Here is a 20,012-nt window from a genome sequence, read left to right as displayed (position 1 = left end):
CCATTTCCTCAATTATCGATGTTATTTTTTCTTAAATTTAATTTTTAAGAAGATATTTCTTAAATCTCCTCCAAGAACTTCTTTAAGTTCTTTTTCATTCAAGGCTGGGAAGTGAACGATTGCTTTAAAGTTTTCCTGAGTATTTTTCATTATAAATCTCCTAAAAATTTTTTCGTAAGTGTTACCTTACAAGATCTATTATAAATAAAATTTCAAATAATCTGTCATCTTTCCCTGAAATGTCGTTTTTTATTCCTGAAATGTCGTTTTCTCAAAAATATAATAAAAAAACACGAAATTTTTCGTGTCTGAATAGTGTATATTATGATCCCAGCAGGATTCGAACCTGCGACCGTTCGCTTAGAAGGCGAATGCTCTATCCAGCTGAGCTATGAGACCGATACCTTTTCATTCTATCAGAAAAATCTAGTATCGTCAAGATTTACTTATGGTAGGAACTTCCCTGTTGAATCATGAAAGCCCGATAAATCTGCTCTACCAAAACAAGGCGCATCAATTGATGAGGCAGGGTCAATTTTCCAAAACTCATCAGTAGATTAGCTCTTTTTTTGACAGCAGGAGACAGACCCAAGCTGCCACCAATCACAAATGTAATATCAGAAAAACCACGAACTGTGATGTCGTTCAAGATCGAACTAAACTCTTCTGAAGGAAATTGTTTTCCCTCAATAGCCAAAGCAACTACGAATTCTCGTTCAGAGATTTTTGCTAAGATCCTATTTCCCTCTTTTTCGAGGATTTGCTGATTTTCTAGCTCACTGGCCTTATCTGGTGTTTTTTCGTCTGCTAATTCCACAATTTCTAACTTAGAAAATCGACTCAGGCGTTTGGCATATTCAGCAATTCCATCCTTAAGATACTTTTCTTTTAATTTTCCAACGGTTACAAGCTTTATTTTCATATTTCCATTCTATCATATCCACATGGATTTCACACTTTATTCACATCAGTTTTTCATGAAAAACTTGTTGAATCTATATATTTTCTAACCTCCATCAACATTTTTTATAAGTTTTCCACAACTTGTGGAAAACTTGTGGATTTTAAGTTATAATTAAGAATAGATTTATATAATTTCATCAATTGTAATCAAGGAGGAAAATATGAAAAACGCTTCAAATTTCTTTAAAAAATCTTTGTTGCTTTTTATTGTTTTAGTTGTAGGATTTATTGGCGGAAGCCTAGGAAATTTAGCCACTGCATTTCTTAATAATAAAATGGCTAATATTAGTCCTTCTAGCTCAAAGACCACTGTATCAACATCTTATAAAAACACAACCGACACTACAAAGGCTGTAAAAAAGGTGCAAAACGCAGTTGTATCAGTAATTACTTATACAGGTTCTAATCAAGAAGGAGTGATCAATAATGAATCAACCAGTGATCCTCAAGTAGCTAGTGAGGGATCTGGCGTTATTTATAAGAAGGAAGGAAAATATGCCTACCTTGTTACCAATACTCACGTGCTAAATGGAGCAAAAAATCCTGATATTCTACTAGCAGATGGTAGTAAGGTTCCTGGTGAGGTCGTTGGTTCAGATGTTTATTCTGATATTTCTGTAGTAAGAATTAGCTCTGAAAAGGTGAAAGATGTAGCTGAATTCGGAGATTCCAACTCTCTGACAGTAGGAGAGACTGCTATTGCCATCGGAAGCCCTCTTGGAACAGAATACGCTAACTCTGTTACACAAGGAATCATCTCTAGTTTAGGCAGAAATGTAACTCTCCAATCTGAAGACGGCCAAAATATTTCGACGACTGCCTTGCAAACAGATGCTGCTATCAATCCTGGTAACTCTGGCGGCCCACTCATCAATATCCAAGGGCAAGTTATCGGTATTACGTCCAGCAAAATCTCTCACAATGGCCAAACTGCTGTAGAAGGCATGGGCTTTGCAATTCCATCAAACGATGTTGTCAATATTATCAAGCAATTAGAGAAAACTGGAACAGTAACTCGTCCTGCTCTGGGTATCCAAATGCTCGATTTATCTAATATCGCCACTTCTGACTTAGCAAAATTACGTCTGCCTTCATCTGTAAAATCAGGTATCCTTGTCCGCTCTGTGCAAGAAGGAATGCCTGCTGAAAATAAACTTCAGAAATACGATGTCATCACAAAAGTTGACGATAAAGATGTTGAGTCAACCAGTGATTTACAATCTGCTCTCTACAGACACTCTCTGGGAGATGAGTTGAAAGTGACTTACTTTAGGGATGGTAAAGAAGCTACTACAACCATCAAATTGACCAAATCAACCCAGGACTTAAGTGACAACTAATACTTTACATAATTGTCAACACACCTTTACACCATCGTAAAGGTGTGTTATGCTATATACAAATGGAAAATTATCAATACATACCACTAAAAGACATTCGAACAAATCCTTATCAGCCCAGAAAAAGCTTTTCTCAAGAAAAAATAAATGAATTGGCAGCTTCTATTAAAGAGAATGGAATTATCCAGCCCATTATTTTGAGAAAATCTTCCTTATTTGGTTACGAAATTTTAGCAGGTGAAAGACGATTCCGAGCTGCTAAGATTGCTGGCTTAGAAAAGATTCCTGCCCTCATTAAAGACCTATCTGACGATGACATGATGAAGCAAGCCATCATCGAGAATTTGCAGAGAGAAGATCTCAATCCAATCGAAGAAGCGGAATCCTATCAGCATCTGATTGAGAAAGGCCTGACCCATGAAGAAATTGCAAAAATCATGGGAAAATCTCGGCCTTACATCAGTAATCTTGTCCGCTTGTTACAACTACCAGCTTTTATGCTGGACGCTGTCAAAGAGGAAATGATTTCGCAAGGTCATGCTCGTCTCCTCATTCCACTCAAAAAGGAAGAGCAAGTCTTTTGGCTGGACAGAATCATTCAAGACAATTTATCCGTTCGTGCTCTTGAACTTTCATTACAAAAGACCAAGAAGTCAAAGACTAGGAAGAACAAAGAAATTTTCGCCCATTCAGAAGAAGAAAAACTGAAAAAAATCCTTGGCCTCAATGTCACTATTCAATTGAAAACTCCTTCAAAAGGAAAGATCATTATTCCTTTTGAAAATGAGGAAGAGTACCAAAGAATTATAAACAGCCTGAAATAGGGCTGTTATTTTCTTTTTTCAAACTAACAGACTTTTCCACCTTTAAAAGCGGCCTAAATTGTTGAAAAATAAGGATTTTACTTGTAATCCACAATCTGTGGATAAGTCTTATAAACATTGTTAATTTTTCTCCACAAGTTGTGGAAAACTTAGGCGATTTATGTTAAAATGAGAGTCGACATAGAGAATAATTTTTTGAAAAGGAGGAGGCAATGACCAAAGAGCAAGAATTTTGGCGAAGAATTTTAGAACTTTCAGCTGCTCAACTAAAACAGACAACCTATGATTTTTTTGTTGCAGAAGCAAAATTGATAGCCATTGAAAATAATCAGGCCACTATCTTTCTTGATAGCCCAGTCAAACAACTGTTTTGGGAGCAAAACTTAGTGGGCGTTATTCTTACAGCTGGCTTTGAAATTTTTAACGATCAAATCACGGCTAAATACGTCTTTGAAGAAGCAGGACATGACCTTGTTTCCAAATATCAGCTAGAGGAACAGGCCGAAAAAACTCCATTTCGACCAAGTTTACCGCCCATTGATACTGGATTAAAAGCTAAATATACCTTTGATAATTTTGTACAAGGGGATGGAAATATCTGGGCCAAAGCAGCAGCCTTAGCTGTGTCTGAAAACCTAGCGACTACTTATAATCCCCTATTTATCTATGGCGGTCCAGGTCTAGGAAAAACCCACTTACTAAATGCTATCGGCAATCAAATTTTGGAAAATATTCCTGATGCGCGTGTAAAATATATTCCGGCAGAAACCTTTATCAATGACTTTCTGGAGCATCTGAGGCTCGGTGATATGGATAATTTCAAAAAAATCTATCGGAGCTTGGATTTGCTCTTGATTGATGATATCCAGTCTCTTGGCGGAAAAAAAGTCTCTACCCAAGAAGAATTTTTCAATACTTTTAACGCCCTTCATGGCGATAACAAGCAGATTGTGCTGACCAGCGACCGCAGTCCTGATCATCTTGATAATTTGGAAGAGCGCTTAGTCACGCGCTTCAAATGGGGGCTCACTCAAAATATTACACCACCTGATTTTGAAACACGGATTGCCATCCTCCGAAACAAAATCGAAAATCTGGACTATATTTTCCCTAATGATACTTTGGAGTACCTCGCCGGACAATTTGACTCGAATGTCCGTGACCTAGAAGGGGCACTCAATGATATTACACTCATTGCAAGAGTCCGCAATCTCAAGGAAATTACGATTGACATCGCTGCTGAAGCTATTCGAGCTCGCAAGCAGGACTCTAGTCAGGTAACAGTCATTCCGATTGAAAAGATCCAGTCTGAGGTCGGCAATTTCTATGGCGTTAGTGTCAAGGAAATGAAGGGAAGTCGTCGAGTCCAAAATATCGTTTTGGCTAGACAAGTGGCCATGTATCTAGCCCGCGAACTAACAGACAATAGCCTACCAAAAATCGGACGAGAATTTGGCGGCAAAGACCATACAACAGTCATTCACGCGCATGGAAAAATCAAAAACCGACTCGAAACTGACGATAGCCTGCGACTTGAAATCGAAAATATCAAAAACAAGATAAAATAAGGGTGTGGAAAAGATTGAGCTAATCTGAAGTTTTTTTCCACAGGTTGTGAACAAGTCTTAAAACTTGATTTTAGATACTTTGCTCCATTTTTCCACAGCTTCCACAAGAACTACTATTACTATTAACTTAATAATCATAAATAATAAAAGGAGTCCCTATGATTCACTTCTCTATTAACAAAAATTTATTCCTACAAGCCTTGAATACAACTAAGAGAGCTATCAGTACCAAAAACGCTATTCCAATTTTATCAACTGTTAAAATTGATGTAACGAAAGAAGGCATTACCTTGATTGGTTCCAATGGCCAAATTTCCATTGAAAACTTCATTTCAGTGCAAAATGAGAATGCCGGGCTCTTGATTACTTCACCAGGTTCTATCCTCCTTGAAGCAAATTTCTTTATCAATGTCATTTCTAGCTTGCCAGATATCGTGCTTGATTTTAAAGAAATTGAGCAAAAACAAATCGTCCTTACCAGCGGCAAATCAGAAATTACGCTAAAAGGAAAAGATGCTGATCAATATCCACGTATCCAAGAAGTCTCTACTAGCAATCCTTTGGTTCTAGAAACAAAAGTCCTCAAAAATATCATCAATGAAACAGCTTTTGCTGCCAGCACGCAAGAAAGTCGTCCTATTTTGACGGGGGTTCATTTTGTCTTGACAGATAACCAATCCCTCAAAACAGTTGCGACAGACTCTCACCGGATGAGCCAAAAGAAAATTACTTTGGACAAGAAAGGTGACGACTTTGATGTGGTGATTCCTAGCCGTTCTCTGCGTGAATTTACAGCTGTTTTCACAGACGAAATTGAAACAGTAGAGGTTTTCTTTGCCAATAATCAACTTCTCTTTAGAAGTGAAAATATCAGCTTCTATACACGCCTGTTGGAAGGCAACTATCCTGACACAGACCGCTTGATTCCGACAGAATTTTCAAGCGTTGTGACCTTTAATACCAATAATTTACGTCATGCCATGGAACGGTCGCGTCTTCTGTCCAATGCGACCCAGAACGGAACAGTGAAATTGGAAATTGTGAAGGGCATTGTCAGCGCCCATGTCCATTCACCAGAAGTTGGGCGCGTAAATGAAGAAATTGATACAGAAAGTGTGTCAGGAGAAGATTTGACCATCAGCTTCAATCCCACCTATCTGATCGAAGCGCTAAAGGCAGTCGACAGCGAGAAGGTGACCATCAGCTTTATTTCAGCTGTTCGGCCTTTCACCTTGGTTCCAAGTGAAGATGCTGAAAACTTTATCCAGCTGATCACGCCAGTCCGTACCAATTAGAAGATAAGATTTAAGACAAGGTTGACTCGATCCGCCTTGTCTTATTTTTATAATTTGCATGCCAGCTGATTCTAAACTTGTGGTATAATACAGCTAGGGTTGAGAAAAGCGTCAATCTGTATTTTTAAGAGAATAAAAAATAGATTGTCAAAAGGAGAGAAGATGTACGAACTTGGAACTTTTGTAGAAATGAAAAAGCCCCATGCCTGTACCATTAAGTCAACGGGCAAGAAGGCCAATCGTTGGGAAGTTATCCGCATGGGAGCAGATATCAAGATTCGCTGCAGCAACTGCGAACACGTTGTCATGATGAGCAGATATGATTTTGAAAGAAAAATGAAGAAGGTCATTGAATAGTCCATATTTTAGACTTAGCTTGATTTTGAATAAGATACCTCATCAACAAAGAACGAGATTGGGACAGAAATCGGTAATTCGTTAGAATTCGATTTCGTCGTCCCACCTCCGCACAGTTGAGTAGGGCTGTAAAAGCTGATGAAATCAGCCTAGTAGAGCCCACTCAACCACTGCGTCTTGCTCGACAATTCAAAGACAATTGAGAGGCTGGGACAAAAGTCCCAGCCTCGTTTTTCTGCTTTTATTTAAGATCTTCAAATTTGCCATCTTTGACTTCTTTATAACCAGAAGCTTCGAGGGATTTTACCGTTTCTTTATAACTGATATAATTAGCTTTTTGGTCTCCATCTGTTTGGATAAGTTGTTTGCTTTTCAGTTCTGAAATATCTGCCTTGCTAAAATCCATCGTTATCTTTTGCGTCAAATGATCGTCTTTATACTCGATTTTATTAGTAAGTCCTTTAATATTTTCCAGGGTTTTCATGTAGCCCCCAATTTGCTCTTTGGCGGTATCTTTTGTCAATCCGATAGGCTCATAATAGAAAACATTGCTGGTTTCATTGTTCAGCAAATCATCGCCCTTGTACTCAAGAGTGATCCGACTGTCTTGCTTGGTTTTTTGGTCAATCAACTGAAAATAGGCTTTTTTAGGACTGCTACTGCAGGCAGCTAAAAAAAGTAAAGTAAACATCGTCAAGAAAGAAAGAACAAAGGTTTTAATTGTCATTTTTTTCATGGCTAACTCCTTTTATCAAAATATTAACTATATTATATCATTTTTTGTAGAAAATATTTTTTATTTCTATCCAGAAAGCAGGAAATTTTTCATTCAAATCCGCTGTTTAGGATAAGGATTTATGGTATAATGGTTTGGATTGAAAAGATGAATGGAGAAGATAAGAATGGCTTTGACAGCAGGAATCGTTGGTTTACCCAATGTTGGTAAGTCAACTTTATTTAATGCAATTACAAAAGCAGGGGCAGAAGCTGCCAACTACCCTTTTGCGACAATTGATCCAAATGTCGGTCGGGTAGAAGTGCCAGATGCTCGTTTGGATAAATTAACAGAATTGATTAAACCTCAAAAGAAGGTTCCCACTACATTTGAGTTTACAGATATTGCAGGTATTGTAAAGGGAGCTTCGAAAGGTGAAGGTTTGGGAAATAAATTCTTGGCTAATATCCGCGAAGTGGATGCTATCGTTCATGTAGTCCGTGCCTTTGATGATGAAAATGTCATGCGGGAACAGGGCCGTGAGTCTGAATTTGTCGACCCCATGGCTGATATTGAGACCATCAATCTAGAGCTTATTTTGGCCGATCTGGAAAGCATTAACAAACGCTATGCGCGTGTTGAGAAAATGGCTCGTACCCAGAAGGACAAGGACTCAGTTGCAGAATTTAATGTTTTACAAAAGATCAAGCCAGTCCTGGAAGACGGTCTGTCAGCTCGGACAGTTGAGTTTACAGAAGAGGAGCAAAAAATCGTCAAAGGTCTCTTTCTTTTAACTACTAAACCTGTGCTTTATGTGGCCAATGTCAGTGAAGATGAAGTTGCAGAACCAGATAATATTGACTATGTGAAGCAGATTCGCGAATTTGCTGCTACAGAAAATGCTGAGGTTGTTGTCATTTCAGCGCGTGCAGAGGAAGAAATTTCTGAATTGGATGATGAAGATAAGGCTGAATTTCTAGAAGCTATTGGCTTGACAGAGTCAGGTGTAGACAAATTGACACGTGCAGCCTATCATCTGTTGGGGCTTGGAACCTACTTTACTGCTGGTGAAAAGGAAGTCCGAGCTTGGACCTTCAAGCGTGGCATGAAAGCTCCTCAGGTAGCTGGAATCATTCACTCAGACTTTGAGAAAGGTTTCATCCGAGCAGTGACGATGTCTTATGACGACTTAGTGAAATATGGCTCTGAAAAAGCTGTAAAAGAAGCTGGACGTTTGCGTGAAGAAGGAAAAGAATATATCGTTCAAGATGGCGATATTATGGAATTCCGCTTTAACGTGTAAATCAAGTGTAAATTTAAAATACCTAGGTTGGAAAGAAATTTCCAGCCCTTTTGGCTTTTATAAAGGAGTAAAATGGCAAAATTAATTGTTGGATTAGGGAATCCAGGAGATAAATATTTCGAAACAAAACACAATGTTGGTTTTATGTTAGTTGACAAGATGTGTAAAAAATTAAATCTAAAGTTTACAGCAGATAAGATTTTTCAAGCAGAAATTACTTCAACTTTCTTGAATGGAGAAAAAGTCTATTTTGTAAAACCAACTACTTTTATGAATGAAAGTGGGAAAGCAGTCCATGCCTTGCTCACTTACTACGGCTTAGATATAGATGACTTACTCGTTATTTATGATGATCTGGATATGGAAGTTGGGAAAATCCGTCTTCGTACCAAGGGTTCAGCTGGCGGGCACAATGGTATCAAGTCCATTATTAAACATATTGGAACACAGGAATTCAAGCGAGTAAAAATTGGCATAGGAAGACCTAAAAATAATATGTCAGTTATTCATCATGTTTTAGGGAAATTTGATGAGGAAGATTATATCAGTATTTTAAATACATTAGAGAAAGTTGACAGTGCTGTAAATCATTATTTACAAACTGAGAATTTTGAGCAAACAATGCAACAATACAATGGATAAGACAATGACACTACTTGATCTATTTGGTCGAAACAAACAAATTATAGACTGGAAGAAACAGTTACAAAAGAAGACTCGGCAGTTAGTGATGGGACTTTCAGCTTCAACAAAAGCTTTGGCGATTGCTAGCAGCTTAGAAGAGCAGGAGAAAATCCTAGTCATCACTTCGAGTCAAAACGAAGCAGAGCGTCTAGCTAGTGATTTGATTTCTTTGTTGGGAGAAGAAAAGATCTATACTTTCTTGGCAGATGATACACCTTTGGCTGAGTTTGTTTTTTCATCCCAAGAAAAAATCTTTGCCCGGTTAGAGGACATGAAATTTTTATCGGACAAAGAGAAAAAAGGTATTCTAATCATCAACGTTGCAGCCAGTCGCTTATTCTTGCCCCAGCCTGATATTTTTAAAAAATCTGAGCTTATTCTTTCTGTTAGTGAAGAATATAATCTTGACAAGCTAGTAAAGTCTTTGTCAAGGAACGGTTATAAAAAAGTTTCGCAAGTTCTCAGCCAAGGAGAGTACAGCCTGAGAGGGGATATTCTAGATATTTTTGAACGCTCGGCTCAATATCCTTATCGGATAGAATTTTTTGGAGATGAGATTGATGGGATAAGAATTTTCAATCCTGAAAATCAACTTTCTCTTGAAAATGTGGAAGAGATTTTGATAGGGCCTGTCACAGATCTTCTATTTACAGAAGAAGATTATGCAAGAGGCCAGAAAAATCTAGAAGCAGCTCTTTCTACAGTTCTTGATCCGTCTTTGAAATCCTATTTAGAAGAAGTATTGATCTCTGCTAGAGAGCAATTTCATCATGCAGATATTCGCAAATTTCTTTCCTTTTTCTATCAGAAAGAATGGACTATTTTAGACTATTTTCCAATGCACACTCCTATATTTTTTGATGATTTTCAAAAGATAATGGACAAGCATGCCCAGTTTGAATTAGAAGTTGCCAATATCTTGACAGATGATTTACAAAATAGTAAAGCAATGTCAAATCAACAATACTTTGCAAATAACTATCAGGACTATCGCAAATATAAACCTGCTACATTTTTTTCTAACTTTCATAAGGGCTTAGGAAATCTAAAATTTGATGCGCTTTATCAATTCAATCAATATCCGATGCAGGAGTTTTTTAGTCAGTTTCCTCTCTTAAAAGAAGAAATCAATCGCTTTAGGAAATCGGATTATACGGTCGTCTTGCAGGTAAATTCAGCCTCGAGTTTACAAAATTTACACAAAAATTTACAGGATTATGAGATTCATTTAGATTACATCAAGGAAAAAGACATCCATGAAAAAGCTGTCCAGCTCATAGAAGGAAATCTAGTTCAAGGATTTAATTTTGTCGATGAAAAAATCGTTTTGATTACTGAACATGAGATGATTCAGAAAAAAATCAAACGTAGGATTCGTCGTCAAAATATTTCTAATGCTGAAAGGTTGAAAGACTATAATGAGCTGGAAAAAGGCGACTATGTGGTTCATAATATCCATGGTATTGGTCGCTATTTAGGAATTGAAACGATTGAAGTTTCAGGAGTTCACCGAGATTATTTGACGATTCAGTATCAGAATGCGGATCGTATCTCCATTCCAGTGGATCAAATCAACCTTCTGTCTAAATATGTAGCTAGCGATGGAAAAGCACCTAAAATTAACAAGTTAAATGATGGGCGTTTCCAAAAAACAAAGCAAAAAGTCCAGCATCAGGTTGAAGACATTGCCGATGACCTTATTAAATTATATGCAGAGCGTAGTCAATTAAAAGGTTTCCAATTTTCTAGTGATGACCAACATCAAGTAGAGTTTGACAATGCCTTTCCGTATGTGGAAACAGATGACCAACTCAGAAGTATTCAGGAAATCAAGAAAGATATGGAGAGTGACCGTCCTATGGACCGACTCTTGGTTGGAGATGTTGGTTTTGGGAAGACCGAGGTGGCTATGCGGGCTGCTTTTAAGGCTGTCAACGATCATAAACAGGTGGCTATCTTGGTTCCGACCACTGTTTTAGCTCAGCAACACTACACAAACTTTAAAGAACGTTTCAATGATTTTGCCGTAAATATCGATGTTCTCAGCCGTTTTAGAAGCAAAGGGGAGCAAAAAGAGACTCTGGAAAAGTTGGAAAAAGGGCAGATTGATATTATTATCGGTACCCATCGCCTCTTATCGGCAGATGTGACATTTTCCGATTTGGGGCTACTGGTGATAGATGAGGAGCAGCGTTTCGGTGTCAAGCATAAGGAAAAGTTAAAGGAACTAAAAAAGAAGGTTGATGTGCTGACCTTGACGGCTACCCCTATTCCAAGAACCCTACACATGTCGATGTTAGGAATTCGAGATTTATCGGTAATTGAAACACCACCGACAAATCGTTATCCAGTCCAAACCTATGTTTTAGAGAATAATAGGACAGTTATTCGGGATGCAGTTTTACGTGAAATAGACCGAGGTGGACAGGTTTACTACCTTTACAATAAAGTTGACACCATTGAACAAAAAGTTTCAGAATTAAAAGAGTTGATTCCAGAGGCTTCAATTGGTTATGTTCATGGACAGATGACTGAGGTACGTTTAGAAAATACCCTCTTAGACTTTGTTAATGGCGAATATGATATTTTAGTCACAACAACGATTATTGAAACAGGTGTCGATATTCCAAATGCAAATACTCTCTTTATCGAAAATGCTGACCACATGGGTCTGTCAACCTTGTATCAACTTCGTGGTCGAGTTGGCCGCAGCAATCGAATCGCTTATGCCTATCTTATGTATCGGCCGGATAAAACTCTAACTGAAGTTTCAGAAAAAAGACTGGAAGCCATTAAAGGATTTACCGAGTTGGGATCTGGATTTAAGATTGCTATGAGGGATTTGTCTATCCGAGGAGCGGGAAACATTTTAGGAAGTTCACAGTCTGGTTTCATTGATTCTGTAGGATTCGAAATGTATTCTCAGCTTTTAGAAGAAGCCATTGCTAAGAAGCAAGGTAAGGAAATCAAGCGCCAAAAAAGCAATGCTGAAATCAATCTTCAGATTGATGCCTATCTTCCGAGTGATTATATTTCTGATGAACGTCAGAAAATCGAAGTTTACAAGAGAATTCGTGAAATTGACAACCGTGTAAACTATGAACATCTACAAGATGAATTGATTGACCGCTTTGGAGAATATCCGGACGTAGTGGCTTACCTATTAGAGATTGGCTTAGTCAAGTCCTATCTTGATCAGGCTTTTGTTGCACTTGCTGAGCGGAAGCAAGAGTCTGTCATTATTCGTTTTGAAAAAATCTCTCAGCAAATCTATCTGACTCAGGATTATTTTGAAGCCTTGTCAGCGACAAATCTAAAAGCTCGAATTGGTGAGCAGCAAGGCTTGATTGAAGTCGTTTTTGATGTTTGGAAGAAAAAAGATTTCGAGATTTTGGAAAATTTGCTGAACTTTGGTGAGAAACTGGTAGAAATCAAGAATCGAAAAGCTGAATAAACATTACAATTCGGTAAAATTTCAGCTTTTTGGCTTGGTTTCTTTCAAAAGAATGATAGAATATTAAGAGAAAATCGAGGAAAAGACTATGAGATTAGACAAATATTTAAAAGTATCACGCATTATCAAGCGGCGCCCTGTAGCTAAAGAGGTAGCAGATAAAGGTCGTATCAAGGTAAATGGAATCCTGGCAAAAAGTTCGACAGAGTTGAAAATCAATGATCAAATTGAAGTTCGTTTTGGTAATAAGCTGTTAACAGTGCGGGTGCTAGAAATGAAAGACAGCACCAAAAAAGAAGATGCTGCTAAAATGTATGAAATTATCAGTGAGACAAGGATTGAAGAAAATGTCTAGAAATATTGTTCAAATAAATAATCGCTTTATCCAAGATGAAAATCAGCGTCGCAGATACCTCGATGAGGAGCGTCGGAAACGAAATCGTTTTATGGGATGGGTTCTAATTTTAGTCATGCTACTTTTTATTCTTCCAGCCTATAATTTATACCAGAGCTACGAAACTTTACTTAATCGCCGTGCTCAATATGCACAACTACAGAAAAAATATGAAAAATTAGGTGAAGAAAAGAGCTATCAGTCTGATATCGCTACTAAGTTGAAAGATGACAGCTATGCTGCCAAATATGCTCGTGCCAAGTATTCTTTTTCAAAAGAAGGAGAATATATTTACACAACACCAGATTTATTACCACAATAATCATGGAAAATTTACTTCAAAATATAGAGAAATTTTTATCTTTTTCGGATGAAAAACTAGCAGAATTATCCGAAAAGAATCAAGCTTTAAAACTTCAAGAAACAAAAAAGGAAAGGGGAGGTCATGCGTAAGTTATTTTTGCTGATATTTTTACTGCCAGCCTTATGGAGCAGTCAAACAGCAATCAGTACTGAAAAGGAACTTGTTTTAGACGAAGAAGAAAAGTATCAGCTGACAGGTACAGCTTATGGCCGTTATCATACGAGTATCCCTACAAATCCTAATGTTTATGAAGAAACACCTACTTTTACAGATGCTACTTTGACTAAGGTAGCTGGGAAACTTTTTCCAGATCAGCCACTACAGTTGACAGAGTTGCACGTGAATGCAGCTGGGATTCCTATCTTTAAATTAAAGAATGGCCAGTTTGTAATTGCAGATAAGAATAGCATTTATGAGGATACGGTTCAGTCTATCACAGATGTTAAACAGGAAAGATGGCTGGTCCCTAACTATGTGCTCTACGATACTATCCCAATCAACTCTTCTAAAAAGATTGCAGCTAAACTACCTGCTTATAGCAAAGTAAAGGTAGTACAAATTGCTCAAACAGCTAAGGGAGAGTACGCTAAAATTGAAGGTCAAGGTTGGGTTTCTGTTGATTTTCTTTCCCAAGAAGATAATCGAATGGAAAAGGTTCAGGAGCTTTTAAATTCTAAGTACAAAAAAGCTGACTTTTCAATTTATGTAAAACAGCTAGAAACGGGCAAAGAAGCAGGTATCAATCCAGATCAACAAATGTACTCAGCCAGTGTGACGAAAATTCCTTATCTTTATTATGCGCAGGAGCAACTGAACAATCATACCATTTCCTTGGATAAAAAGTTAAAATATACAGCGGCTGTCAATGATTTTGCAGGTGCCTATGACCCTGAGGGAAGTGGCAGTATTTCCAAATCAGCAAATGATAAGGAATATTCTGTGCAGGACTTAATCAATGGTGTAGCAAAAGAGTCGGATAATGTGGCCCACAATATCCTCGCCTACTATACAAGCAATCAATCTGATAGCCAATTTCAAAATACTATTGAAAAAATTGCAGGTAAAAAGTGGGATGTGGAGAGCAGACAAGCCTCTGCTCGAATGGCTGGTAATGTCATGGAAGCGATCTATGAACAAAATGGCATGATTATCGATGCCTTATCTCAGACAAATTATGATAATCAGCGGATTTCTAAAAATATCAATGTAAAAGTTGCCCATAAAATCGGTGATGCTTACGACTTCAAGCATGATGTCGCTATTGTGTATGCGGATTCGCCATTTATCATTGCAATTCTTACGAATAATTCGGATTACGATACAATTTCTAAAATCGCGGATGATGTGTACGGAGTTCTGAAATGATCGATCAGAAGTTTCGCAAACAAATGCAGGAAAAGCGGTATTTTCAAAATCATCGGAAAGTGTTGGTAGCAGTTTCTGGTGGCTTGGATTCGATGACCTTGTTCCATCTTTTGTACCAGAATAGGGAAGAGCTGGAGATTGAGCTGGGGATAGCGCATGTCAACCACAAGCAACGTCCAGAGTCAAATATGGAAGAAAAAGAGCTGTCAAATTTTGCCCAGCAACTTGGTGTGAAATTTTTCAGCTCAAATTTTTCTGGTGATTTTTCTGAGGAAAAAGCTCGGCGATTTCGCTATCGTTTTTTTGAAGAAATCATGCTGACAGAAGGCTACACTGCCTTAGTAACTGCTCATCATGCTGATGATCAGGCCGAGACGGTGTTTATGAGGTTTTTAAGAGGAGCAAGGTTGCGCCACTTGTCTGGAATGACAGAGGTTCAACCCTTTGCAAACGGGGAATTAATCCGACCTCTACTTTATTTTCATAAGCAAGATTTTCCTGATATTTTGCATTTTGAAGATAAGAGCAATTTTCAAAATGACTATCTCAGAAATAGGATTCGCAATCTTTATCTTCCCAGTCTTGAAAAGGAAAATCCACGCTTTAAGGATTCTCTGATTTCTTTAGGGAAAGAAGTTGAGGATTTACAGACAGCCCTGTCTCATCTGACGCAGGGATTTGACATTACAAAACTTGAAGTGTTTGAGCGGCAAATTCCAGAAGTTCAAAATTTCCTTCTGCAGGAGTATTTGAAGAAATTTCCTTCTTTAAATCTAAATAAAAAGCAATTTGAAGAAATCTTAGGCATCTTACGAAACAAGGCTAATTATATTCACCCTTTGAAGGATGGATATGAGTTGGTTAAAGATTATAAGCACTTTGAAATCAGAAAAATCAGTCGTAGGTCTGATTTGAAAATGGACTCAATTCTGTTAGAATGTGGTAATCAAATTCAATTTGGGGACTATCAATTCTCATTTGGCACTCCTTTGGAGGGTGAAAATGTTCAAACGATTGCAGTTTCACGTGAAACACCACTTCTTTTACGTCACAGGAAAACAGGTGATTATCTTCGTTTGAAAGGACATCACAAAAAACTTCGTCGGCTATTCATTGATCAAAAAATTCCATTTGAGGAACGAGAAAAAGCGATTGTTGTTGAGCAAAATCAGCAAATCTTGGCAATTGTAAATATCGCTATCAGTGATTTGAGTAAGGAATTAAAAAGTGATATAATGAGTACTGTACTTTATATTCAGAAATTAGATAGGTAAAATTATGCTAGAACAAGATATTAAAAAAGTATTGGTTTCTCATGAGGAAATCGTAGCAGCAGCAAAAAAATTGGGCCAACAGCTGACAGTAGACTATCAAGGTAAAAAGCCTATTTTTGTAGGAATTTTGAAGGGTTCGGTTCCTTTTATGGCCGAATTAATCAAACACGTGGATACAGATATTGAATTAGATTTTATGCTGGTGTCTAGTTACCATGGCGGTACAACTAGTAGTGGCGTGATTAATATTATCAAAGATATTGATCAAGATATTACTGGTCGTGATATTCTTTTTGTCGAAGATATTATCGATACTGGCCAAACTTTGAAGAATTTGTGTAATTTGTTCAAAGAAAGAAATGCAGCATCTGTAAAAATTGCTACGTTGTTGGATAAGCCAGAAGGACGCATTGTTGATATTGAGGCGGACTATACTTGCTTTACAATTCCAAATGAATTTGTGGTGGGTTATGGACTGGATTATGATGAGTATTATCGCAATCTTCCTTATGTAGGTGTCTTGAAAGAAGAAGTTTATACAAAATAAAGGTTTACTAGATATAAATGAAAAATAAACAAAATAATGGTTTTATAAAAAATCCTTTTCTCTATATTCTAATTATTGTAGTCCTTGTTACAGGTTTTCAGTATTTCTTTACGGGAAATGCGACAGGTCGTAGCCAGCAAATCAACTACAGCCAATTAGTAAAAGAAATCCAAAATAATAATGTTACAGAGATGAGCTACCAGCCAAATGGTAGTATTATCGAGGTATCAGGTACTTATAAAAAACCTAAAGAATCAAAAGATACGACAGGAATCCTGTTTTTCAGTCCGGAAATCTCAAAAGTTAGCAGATTTACTAGTGTTGTTTTGCCATCAGATACAACAGTTTCTGATTTGCAAAAGCTAGCTGCTGAGCATGAGACAGAAGTGACTATTAAGCGTGAAAGCTCCAGTGGAATGTGGATTAATCTTTTGATTTCCTTGGTTCCATTTATCATCATCGCCTTCATCTTTATGTCTATGATGAATCAAGGCGGTGGCGGTGCTCGTGGCGCTATGAATTTTGGACGTAACAAAGCTCGTGCGGCCAATAAAGAAGATATCAAAGTACGCTTCTCAGATGTTGCTGGTGCAGAAGAGGAAAAACAAGAACTTGTTGAAGTTGTTGAATTCCTGAAAGATCCAAAACGTTATACTAAGCTGGGTGCTCGTATTCCTGCAGGTGTTCTTTTGGAAGGCCCTCCAGGGACCGGTAAGACCTTGCTTGCTAAGGCAGTTGCTGGTGAGGCAGGTGTTCCTTTCTTTAGCATCTCAGGTTCTGACTTTGTTGAAATGTTCGTTGGTGTCGGAGCAAGCCGTGTTCGTTCTTTATTTGAAGATGCGAAAAAAGCAGCCCCTGCCATTATCTTCATTGATGAAATTGATGCAGTCGGTCGTCAGCGTGGTGTTGGCCTTGGCGGTGGTAACGATGAGCGTGAGCAAACCCTCAATCAGCTCTTGATTGAAATGGATGGTTTCGAAGGCAATGAAGGAATCATTATCATTGCGGCTACTAACCGTTCGGATGTATTAGATCCAGCCTTGCTGCGTGCTGGCCGTTTTGACAGAAAAGTCTTGGTCGGCCGTCCTGATGTTAAAGGTCGGGAAGCTATTCTCCGTGTTCATGCTAAGAATAAGCCGCTGGCTAAAAATGTTGATTTGAAACTAGTTGCTCAGCAGACACCAGGTTTTGTTGGTGCTGATTTGGAAAATGTCTTGAATGAGGCTGCTTTGGTTGCTGCCCGTCGTAACAAGAAAGTCATTGATGCTGATGATATTGATGAAGCAGAAGACCGGGTAATCGCAGGACCTTCTAAGAAAGATAAGATGGTTTCTGAACGCGATCGTCAAATAGTTGCTTATCATGAAGCTGGACATACTATTGTTGGTTTGGTATTGTCAAATGCGCGTGTCGTACATAAGGTAACTATCGTACCTCGTGGACGCGCTGGCGGATATATGATTGCTCTGCCTAAGGAAGACCAAATGCTTCTGTCTAAAGAAGACATGAAAGAGCAATTGGCAGGTTTGATGGGTGGTCGTGTAGCTGAAGAGATTATCTTTAATGTCCAAACTACAGGAGCTTCAAATGACTTTGAACAAGCTACACAGATGGCGCGTGCAATGGTCACTGAATACGGTATGAGTGAAAAACTTGGCCCAGTTCAATATGAAGGTAATCATGCTATGTTTGGTGCACAAAGTCCTCAGAAATCAGTTTCAGAGCAAACAGCCTATGAGATTGATGAGGAAGTTCGTTCATTATTGAATGAGGCACGAAACAAAGCAGCTGAAATTATTCAATCAAATCGTGAAACCCACAAGTTGATTGCAGAAGCATTGTTGAAATACGAAACATTGGATAGTACACAGATTAAATCTCTTTATGAAACAGGTCAGATGCCGGAAGAGTCTGAAAAAGACTTAGAACGAGAAGCACATGCCCTTTCTTATGATGAAATTAAGTCCAAAATGGAAGAAAAGTAAGAGATGCTTTTCTTATTAAATAGCTTGATTACACAATTAGTAATCAAGCTATTTTTTTATTCTTTAAAGTCTAACNTAGTAAAGCTTAACAAATGGATTGCTTCAAAATAACATTTTAGGTCTCACATCATTGACAAAGGTACAAAATATGTCAATGTATAAATTGAAGGAAGGTGCTGTTTTATAGATGCTCTAATTTATAGTAGAAAAGCTGGACTTGAAAAGTCGGATGGCTTAGGTGAAATTTTTTTGACTAGACGGCAAATTTATCGTACAATAGAAAGTAGCGAAAAAATGCCTGGCTAAATGCCTGTGTAATCTTAAGGAGAATAACTTTGGAATTAGAAGTATTTGCAGGACAAGAAAAAAGTGAGCTTTCGATGATTGAGGTAGCACGTGCCATCTTAGAATTGCGCGGGCGTGACCATGAAATGTATTTCGATGAGCTTGTCAATGAAATTCAAAATTATCTGGAAAAATCAAATAGCGAGATCCGAGAAGCGTTGCCTCTATTTTATACAGAACTGAATGTAGATGGCAGCTTCATTCCACTTGGTGACAATAAATGGGGCCTTCGTTCTTGGTATGCGATTGACGAAGTCGATGAAGAAATCATCGCTTTGGAAGAAACGGACGAAGAAGACGAACCTAAGAAACGCAAGAAAAAACGCGTTAATGCCTTTATGGACGGCGACGAAGATGCAATTGATTACAGCGATGATGATCCTGAAGATGAGGACTCATATGAAGAGGATCCAGCTCTTTCATACGATGAAGACAATCCAGATGATGAAAAGAGTGAGGTTGAAGCCTACGATGCTGAAATCAATGAAATAGCTCCAGATGATCTCGGCGAAGAAGTTGAGTTAAATGAAGAAGACGATGAATATTCTGACGATGATCAGGATGTTGAAGACGAAGAATAATATCCCTGAGAAAACAACTGCTTTTAAAGCGGTTGTTTTTGTGTTCCGATATGTCTTAAAAAGTTCCTGAGATGTCGAAATTTCTTACATTAAGTACCAGTTAGGGTATAAAATAGACAGGATAGGGACAGGAGGCCTGAGGGAAGAGTTTTTCTTGTAGAATCATATTATCAAAGGAAAAGGAGATAACATGAACTTCAAGGAACGCTATGAGAAAGTGCAGTGGATCGTCCGGCGCTGTGCACGGGATTATTATGTACATTTATGGGAGAGTAGTGACTGGGAACAAGAGGGTATGCTGGTTTATCACCAGCTGGAAGAAAGCCATCCAGATATCAGTCAAGATGAAAGCCGCCTCTATCGCTACTTCAAGACAAAATTTCGGAATCATATCCATGACATTCTTCGAAAGCAAGAGAGCCAAAAACGCCGCTTCGATCGTCAGTCTTATGAAGAAGTTGGAACCATTAGTCATAGACTGAGTAAGCGAGAACTAGCCTTAGATGATTTGGTTGCTCTTCGAAGTTCGTTAGCAACCTACACTTCTAAGTTAGATAAAGAACAACTAGAGTTATACCACCGCTTACTAGGCGATGAACGTTTTAAGGGACGTAAAAGCCTGTTGCGAGAGTTAGAGGAATATTTAAGCGACTT

Annotated in this window: 20 protein-coding genes and 1 tRNA gene; 17 read left to right on the top strand and 4 right to left on the bottom strand. The window is 38.1% G+C overall.

Annotation, left to right across the window (positions count from 1 at the left end):
• Positions 1 to 21: 21 nt before the first annotated feature.
• From FXF62_RS03010 to rlmH, 3 genes are all read right to left on the bottom strand, one after another.
• Positions 22 to 150 (bottom strand): competence protein, encoded by a 129-nt coding sequence (locus FXF62_RS03010; protein WP_149517588.1) that lies wholly within the window; start codon positions 148 to 150, stop codon positions 22 to 24.
• A 175-nt stretch (positions 151 to 325) separates the two neighbouring features.
• A tRNA-Arg gene (locus FXF62_RS03005) sits at positions 326 to 399 on the bottom strand.
• 43 nt (positions 400 to 442) lie between these two features.
• Positions 443 to 922, bottom strand: coding sequence for a 23S rRNA (pseudouridine(1915)-N(3))-methyltransferase RlmH (gene rlmH, locus FXF62_RS03000; protein ID WP_149517587.1), 480 nt, complete (start codon positions 920 to 922; stop codon positions 443 to 445).
• Between the two features lie 202 nt (positions 923 to 1,124).
• On the opposite strand from rlmH, the gene FXF62_RS02995 reads away from it, so the two are divergent.
• The 5 genes from FXF62_RS02995 (at position 1,125) to FXF62_RS02975 (ending at position 6,347) form a co-directional block, all read left to right on the top strand.
• Positions 1,125 to 2,303: a S1C family serine protease gene (locus FXF62_RS02995; protein WP_125373191.1), complete on the top strand. Its 1,179-nt coding sequence runs from the start codon at positions 1,125 to 1,127 to the stop codon at positions 2,301 to 2,303.
• Positions 2,304 to 2,365: 62 nt separating this feature from the next.
• On the top strand, positions 2,366 to 3,127 hold the full coding sequence (locus FXF62_RS02990; protein ID WP_149517586.1) for a ParB/RepB/Spo0J family partition protein: 762 nt from the start codon (positions 2,366 to 2,368) through the stop codon (positions 3,125 to 3,127).
• Positions 3,128 to 3,339: 212 nt separating this feature from the next.
• The gene (gene dnaA, locus FXF62_RS02985; protein WP_005591378.1) at positions 3,340 to 4,695 is read left to right on the top strand and encodes a chromosomal replication initiator protein DnaA; all 1,356 of its coding nucleotides are present in this window, start codon (positions 3,340 to 3,342) and stop codon (positions 4,693 to 4,695) included.
• Between the two features lie 158 nt (positions 4,696 to 4,853).
• Positions 4,854 to 5,990: a DNA polymerase III subunit beta gene (dnaN, locus tag FXF62_RS02980; protein WP_015604157.1), complete on the top strand. Its 1,137-nt coding sequence runs from the start codon at positions 4,854 to 4,856 to the stop codon at positions 5,988 to 5,990.
• A 162-nt stretch (positions 5,991 to 6,152) separates the two neighbouring features.
• Positions 6,153 to 6,347, top strand: coding sequence for a DUF951 domain-containing protein (locus FXF62_RS02975; RefSeq protein WP_015604158.1), 195 nt, complete (start codon positions 6,153 to 6,155; stop codon positions 6,345 to 6,347).
• 241 nt (positions 6,348 to 6,588) lie between these two features.
• On the opposite strand, the gene FXF62_RS02965 is transcribed toward FXF62_RS02975, so the two are convergent.
• Entirely contained in the window at positions 6,589 to 7,083 is a 495-nt protein-coding gene (locus FXF62_RS02965) for a DUF1307 domain-containing protein (RefSeq protein WP_149517585.1), read from the bottom strand.
• 166 nt (positions 7,084 to 7,249) lie between these two features.
• On the opposite strand from FXF62_RS02965, the gene ychF reads away from it, so the two are divergent.
• The 12 genes from ychF to FXF62_RS02905 form a co-directional block, all read left to right on the top strand.
• Positions 7,250 to 8,365, top strand: coding sequence for a redox-regulated ATPase YchF (ychF, locus tag FXF62_RS02960; RefSeq protein WP_149517584.1), 1,116 nt, complete (start codon positions 7,250 to 7,252; stop codon positions 8,363 to 8,365).
• Between the two features lie 72 nt (positions 8,366 to 8,437).
• Positions 8,438 to 9,007, top strand: a complete 570-nt coding sequence (pth, locus tag FXF62_RS02955; protein ID WP_149517583.1) for an aminoacyl-tRNA hydrolase — start codon at positions 8,438 to 8,440, stop codon at positions 9,005 to 9,007.
• Positions 9,000 to 12,503 carry a transcription-repair coupling factor gene (gene mfd / locus FXF62_RS02950; RefSeq protein WP_149517582.1) on the top strand — a complete coding sequence of 1,168 codons (3,504 nt, stop codon included), beginning with the start codon at positions 9,000 to 9,002 and terminating at the stop codon, positions 12,501 to 12,503. The genes pth and mfd overlap by 8 nt, the downstream gene beginning before the upstream one ends.
• An 88-nt stretch (positions 12,504 to 12,591) precedes the next feature.
• The gene (locus tag FXF62_RS02945; RefSeq protein WP_149517581.1) at positions 12,592 to 12,858 is read left to right on the top strand and encodes an RNA-binding S4 domain-containing protein; all 267 of its coding nucleotides are present in this window, start codon (positions 12,592 to 12,594) and stop codon (positions 12,856 to 12,858) included.
• Positions 12,851 to 13,219 (top strand): FtsB family cell division protein, encoded by a 369-nt coding sequence (locus tag FXF62_RS02940; protein ID WP_045499867.1) that lies wholly within the window; start codon positions 12,851 to 12,853, stop codon positions 13,217 to 13,219. The genes FXF62_RS02945 and FXF62_RS02940 overlap by 8 nt, the downstream gene beginning before the upstream one ends.
• Positions 13,220 to 13,221: 2 nt before the next feature.
• Positions 13,222 to 13,350: an SP_0009 family protein gene (locus tag FXF62_RS10820; RefSeq protein WP_125372373.1), complete on the top strand. Its 129-nt coding sequence runs from the start codon at positions 13,222 to 13,224 to the stop codon at positions 13,348 to 13,350.
• The gene (locus FXF62_RS02930) at positions 13,343 to 14,626 is read left to right on the top strand and encodes a serine hydrolase (RefSeq protein ID WP_149517580.1); all 1,284 of its coding nucleotides are present in this window, start codon (positions 13,343 to 13,345) and stop codon (positions 14,624 to 14,626) included. The genes FXF62_RS10820 and FXF62_RS02930 overlap by 8 nt, the downstream gene beginning before the upstream one ends.
• The gene (gene tilS, locus FXF62_RS02925; protein WP_149517579.1) at positions 14,623 to 15,900 is read left to right on the top strand and encodes a tRNA lysidine(34) synthetase TilS; all 1,278 of its coding nucleotides are present in this window, start codon (positions 14,623 to 14,625) and stop codon (positions 15,898 to 15,900) included. Before FXF62_RS02930 ends, tilS begins: the two co-directional genes overlap by 4 nt.
• Before the next feature lie 4 nt (positions 15,901 to 15,904).
• Positions 15,905 to 16,447, top strand: a complete 543-nt coding sequence (gene hpt / locus FXF62_RS02920; RefSeq protein WP_045499858.1) for a hypoxanthine phosphoribosyltransferase — start codon at positions 15,905 to 15,907, stop codon at positions 16,445 to 16,447.
• 17 nt (positions 16,448 to 16,464) lie between these two features.
• Positions 16,465 to 18,432, top strand: a complete 1,968-nt coding sequence (gene ftsH / locus FXF62_RS02915; RefSeq protein WP_149517578.1) for an ATP-dependent zinc metalloprotease FtsH — start codon at positions 16,465 to 16,467, stop codon at positions 18,430 to 18,432.
• Between the two features lie 335 nt (positions 18,433 to 18,767).
• Positions 18,768 to 19,358, top strand: a complete 591-nt coding sequence (gene rpoE / locus FXF62_RS02910) for a DNA-directed RNA polymerase subunit delta (protein WP_015604416.1) — start codon at positions 18,768 to 18,770, stop codon at positions 19,356 to 19,358.
• A gap of 190 nt (positions 19,359 to 19,548) precedes the next feature.
• Positions 19,549 to 20,012 (top strand): sigma-70 RNA polymerase sigma factor region 4 domain-containing protein (locus tag FXF62_RS02905; RefSeq protein WP_149517577.1); only part of this gene is annotated, 464 nt, incomplete at its 3' end.

This window comes from Streptococcus cristatus, assembly GCF_008369405.1.
GTDB lineage: Bacteria > Bacillota > Bacilli > Lactobacillales > Streptococcaceae > Streptococcus > Streptococcus cristatus_G.
The sequence above is the reverse complement of the archived record's forward strand: the minus strand, read 5'-3'. Positions and strand labels throughout refer to the sequence as shown.

Coding starts and splice junctions, on each gene's coding strand:
- FXF62_RS03010 (WP_149517588.1), bottom strand. CDS start 150: ATGAAAAATACTCAGGAAAACTTTAAAGCAATCGTTCACTTCCCAGCC.
- rlmH (WP_149517587.1), bottom strand. CDS start 922: ATGAAAATAAAGCTTGTAACCGTTGGAAAATTAAAAGAAAAGTATCTT.
- FXF62_RS02995 (WP_125373191.1), top strand. CDS start 1,125: ATGAAAAACGCTTCAAATTTCTTTAAAAAATCTTTGTTGCTTTTTATT.
- FXF62_RS02990 (WP_149517586.1), top strand. CDS start 2,366: ATGGAAAATTATCAATACATACCACTAAAAGACATTCGAACAAATCCT.
- dnaA (WP_005591378.1), top strand. CDS start 3,340: ATGACCAAAGAGCAAGAATTTTGGCGAAGAATTTTAGAACTTTCAGCT.
- dnaN (WP_015604157.1), top strand. CDS start 4,854: ATGATTCACTTCTCTATTAACAAAAATTTATTCCTACAAGCCTTGAAT.
- FXF62_RS02975 (WP_015604158.1), top strand. CDS start 6,153: ATGTACGAACTTGGAACTTTTGTAGAAATGAAAAAGCCCCATGCCTGT.
- FXF62_RS02965 (WP_149517585.1), bottom strand. CDS start 7,083: ATGAAAAAAATGACAATTAAAACCTTTGTTCTTTCTTTCTTGACGATG.
- ychF (WP_149517584.1), top strand. CDS start 7,250: ATGGCTTTGACAGCAGGAATCGTTGGTTTACCCAATGTTGGTAAGTCA.
- pth (WP_149517583.1), top strand. CDS start 8,438: ATGGCAAAATTAATTGTTGGATTAGGGAATCCAGGAGATAAATATTTC.
- mfd (WP_149517582.1), top strand. CDS start 9,000: ATGGATAAGACAATGACACTACTTGATCTATTTGGTCGAAACAAACAA.
- FXF62_RS02945 (WP_149517581.1), top strand. CDS start 12,592: ATGAGATTAGACAAATATTTAAAAGTATCACGCATTATCAAGCGGCGC.
- FXF62_RS02940 (WP_045499867.1), top strand. CDS start 12,851: ATGTCTAGAAATATTGTTCAAATAAATAATCGCTTTATCCAAGATGAA.
- FXF62_RS10820 (WP_125372373.1), top strand. CDS start 13,222: ATGGAAAATTTACTTCAAAATATAGAGAAATTTTTATCTTTTTCGGAT.
- FXF62_RS02930 (WP_149517580.1), top strand. CDS start 13,343: ATGCGTAAGTTATTTTTGCTGATATTTTTACTGCCAGCCTTATGGAGC.
- tilS (WP_149517579.1), top strand. CDS start 14,623: ATGATCGATCAGAAGTTTCGCAAACAAATGCAGGAAAAGCGGTATTTT.
- hpt (WP_045499858.1), top strand. CDS start 15,905: ATGCTAGAACAAGATATTAAAAAAGTATTGGTTTCTCATGAGGAAATC.
- ftsH (WP_149517578.1), top strand. CDS start 16,465: ATGAAAAATAAACAAAATAATGGTTTTATAAAAAATCCTTTTCTCTAT.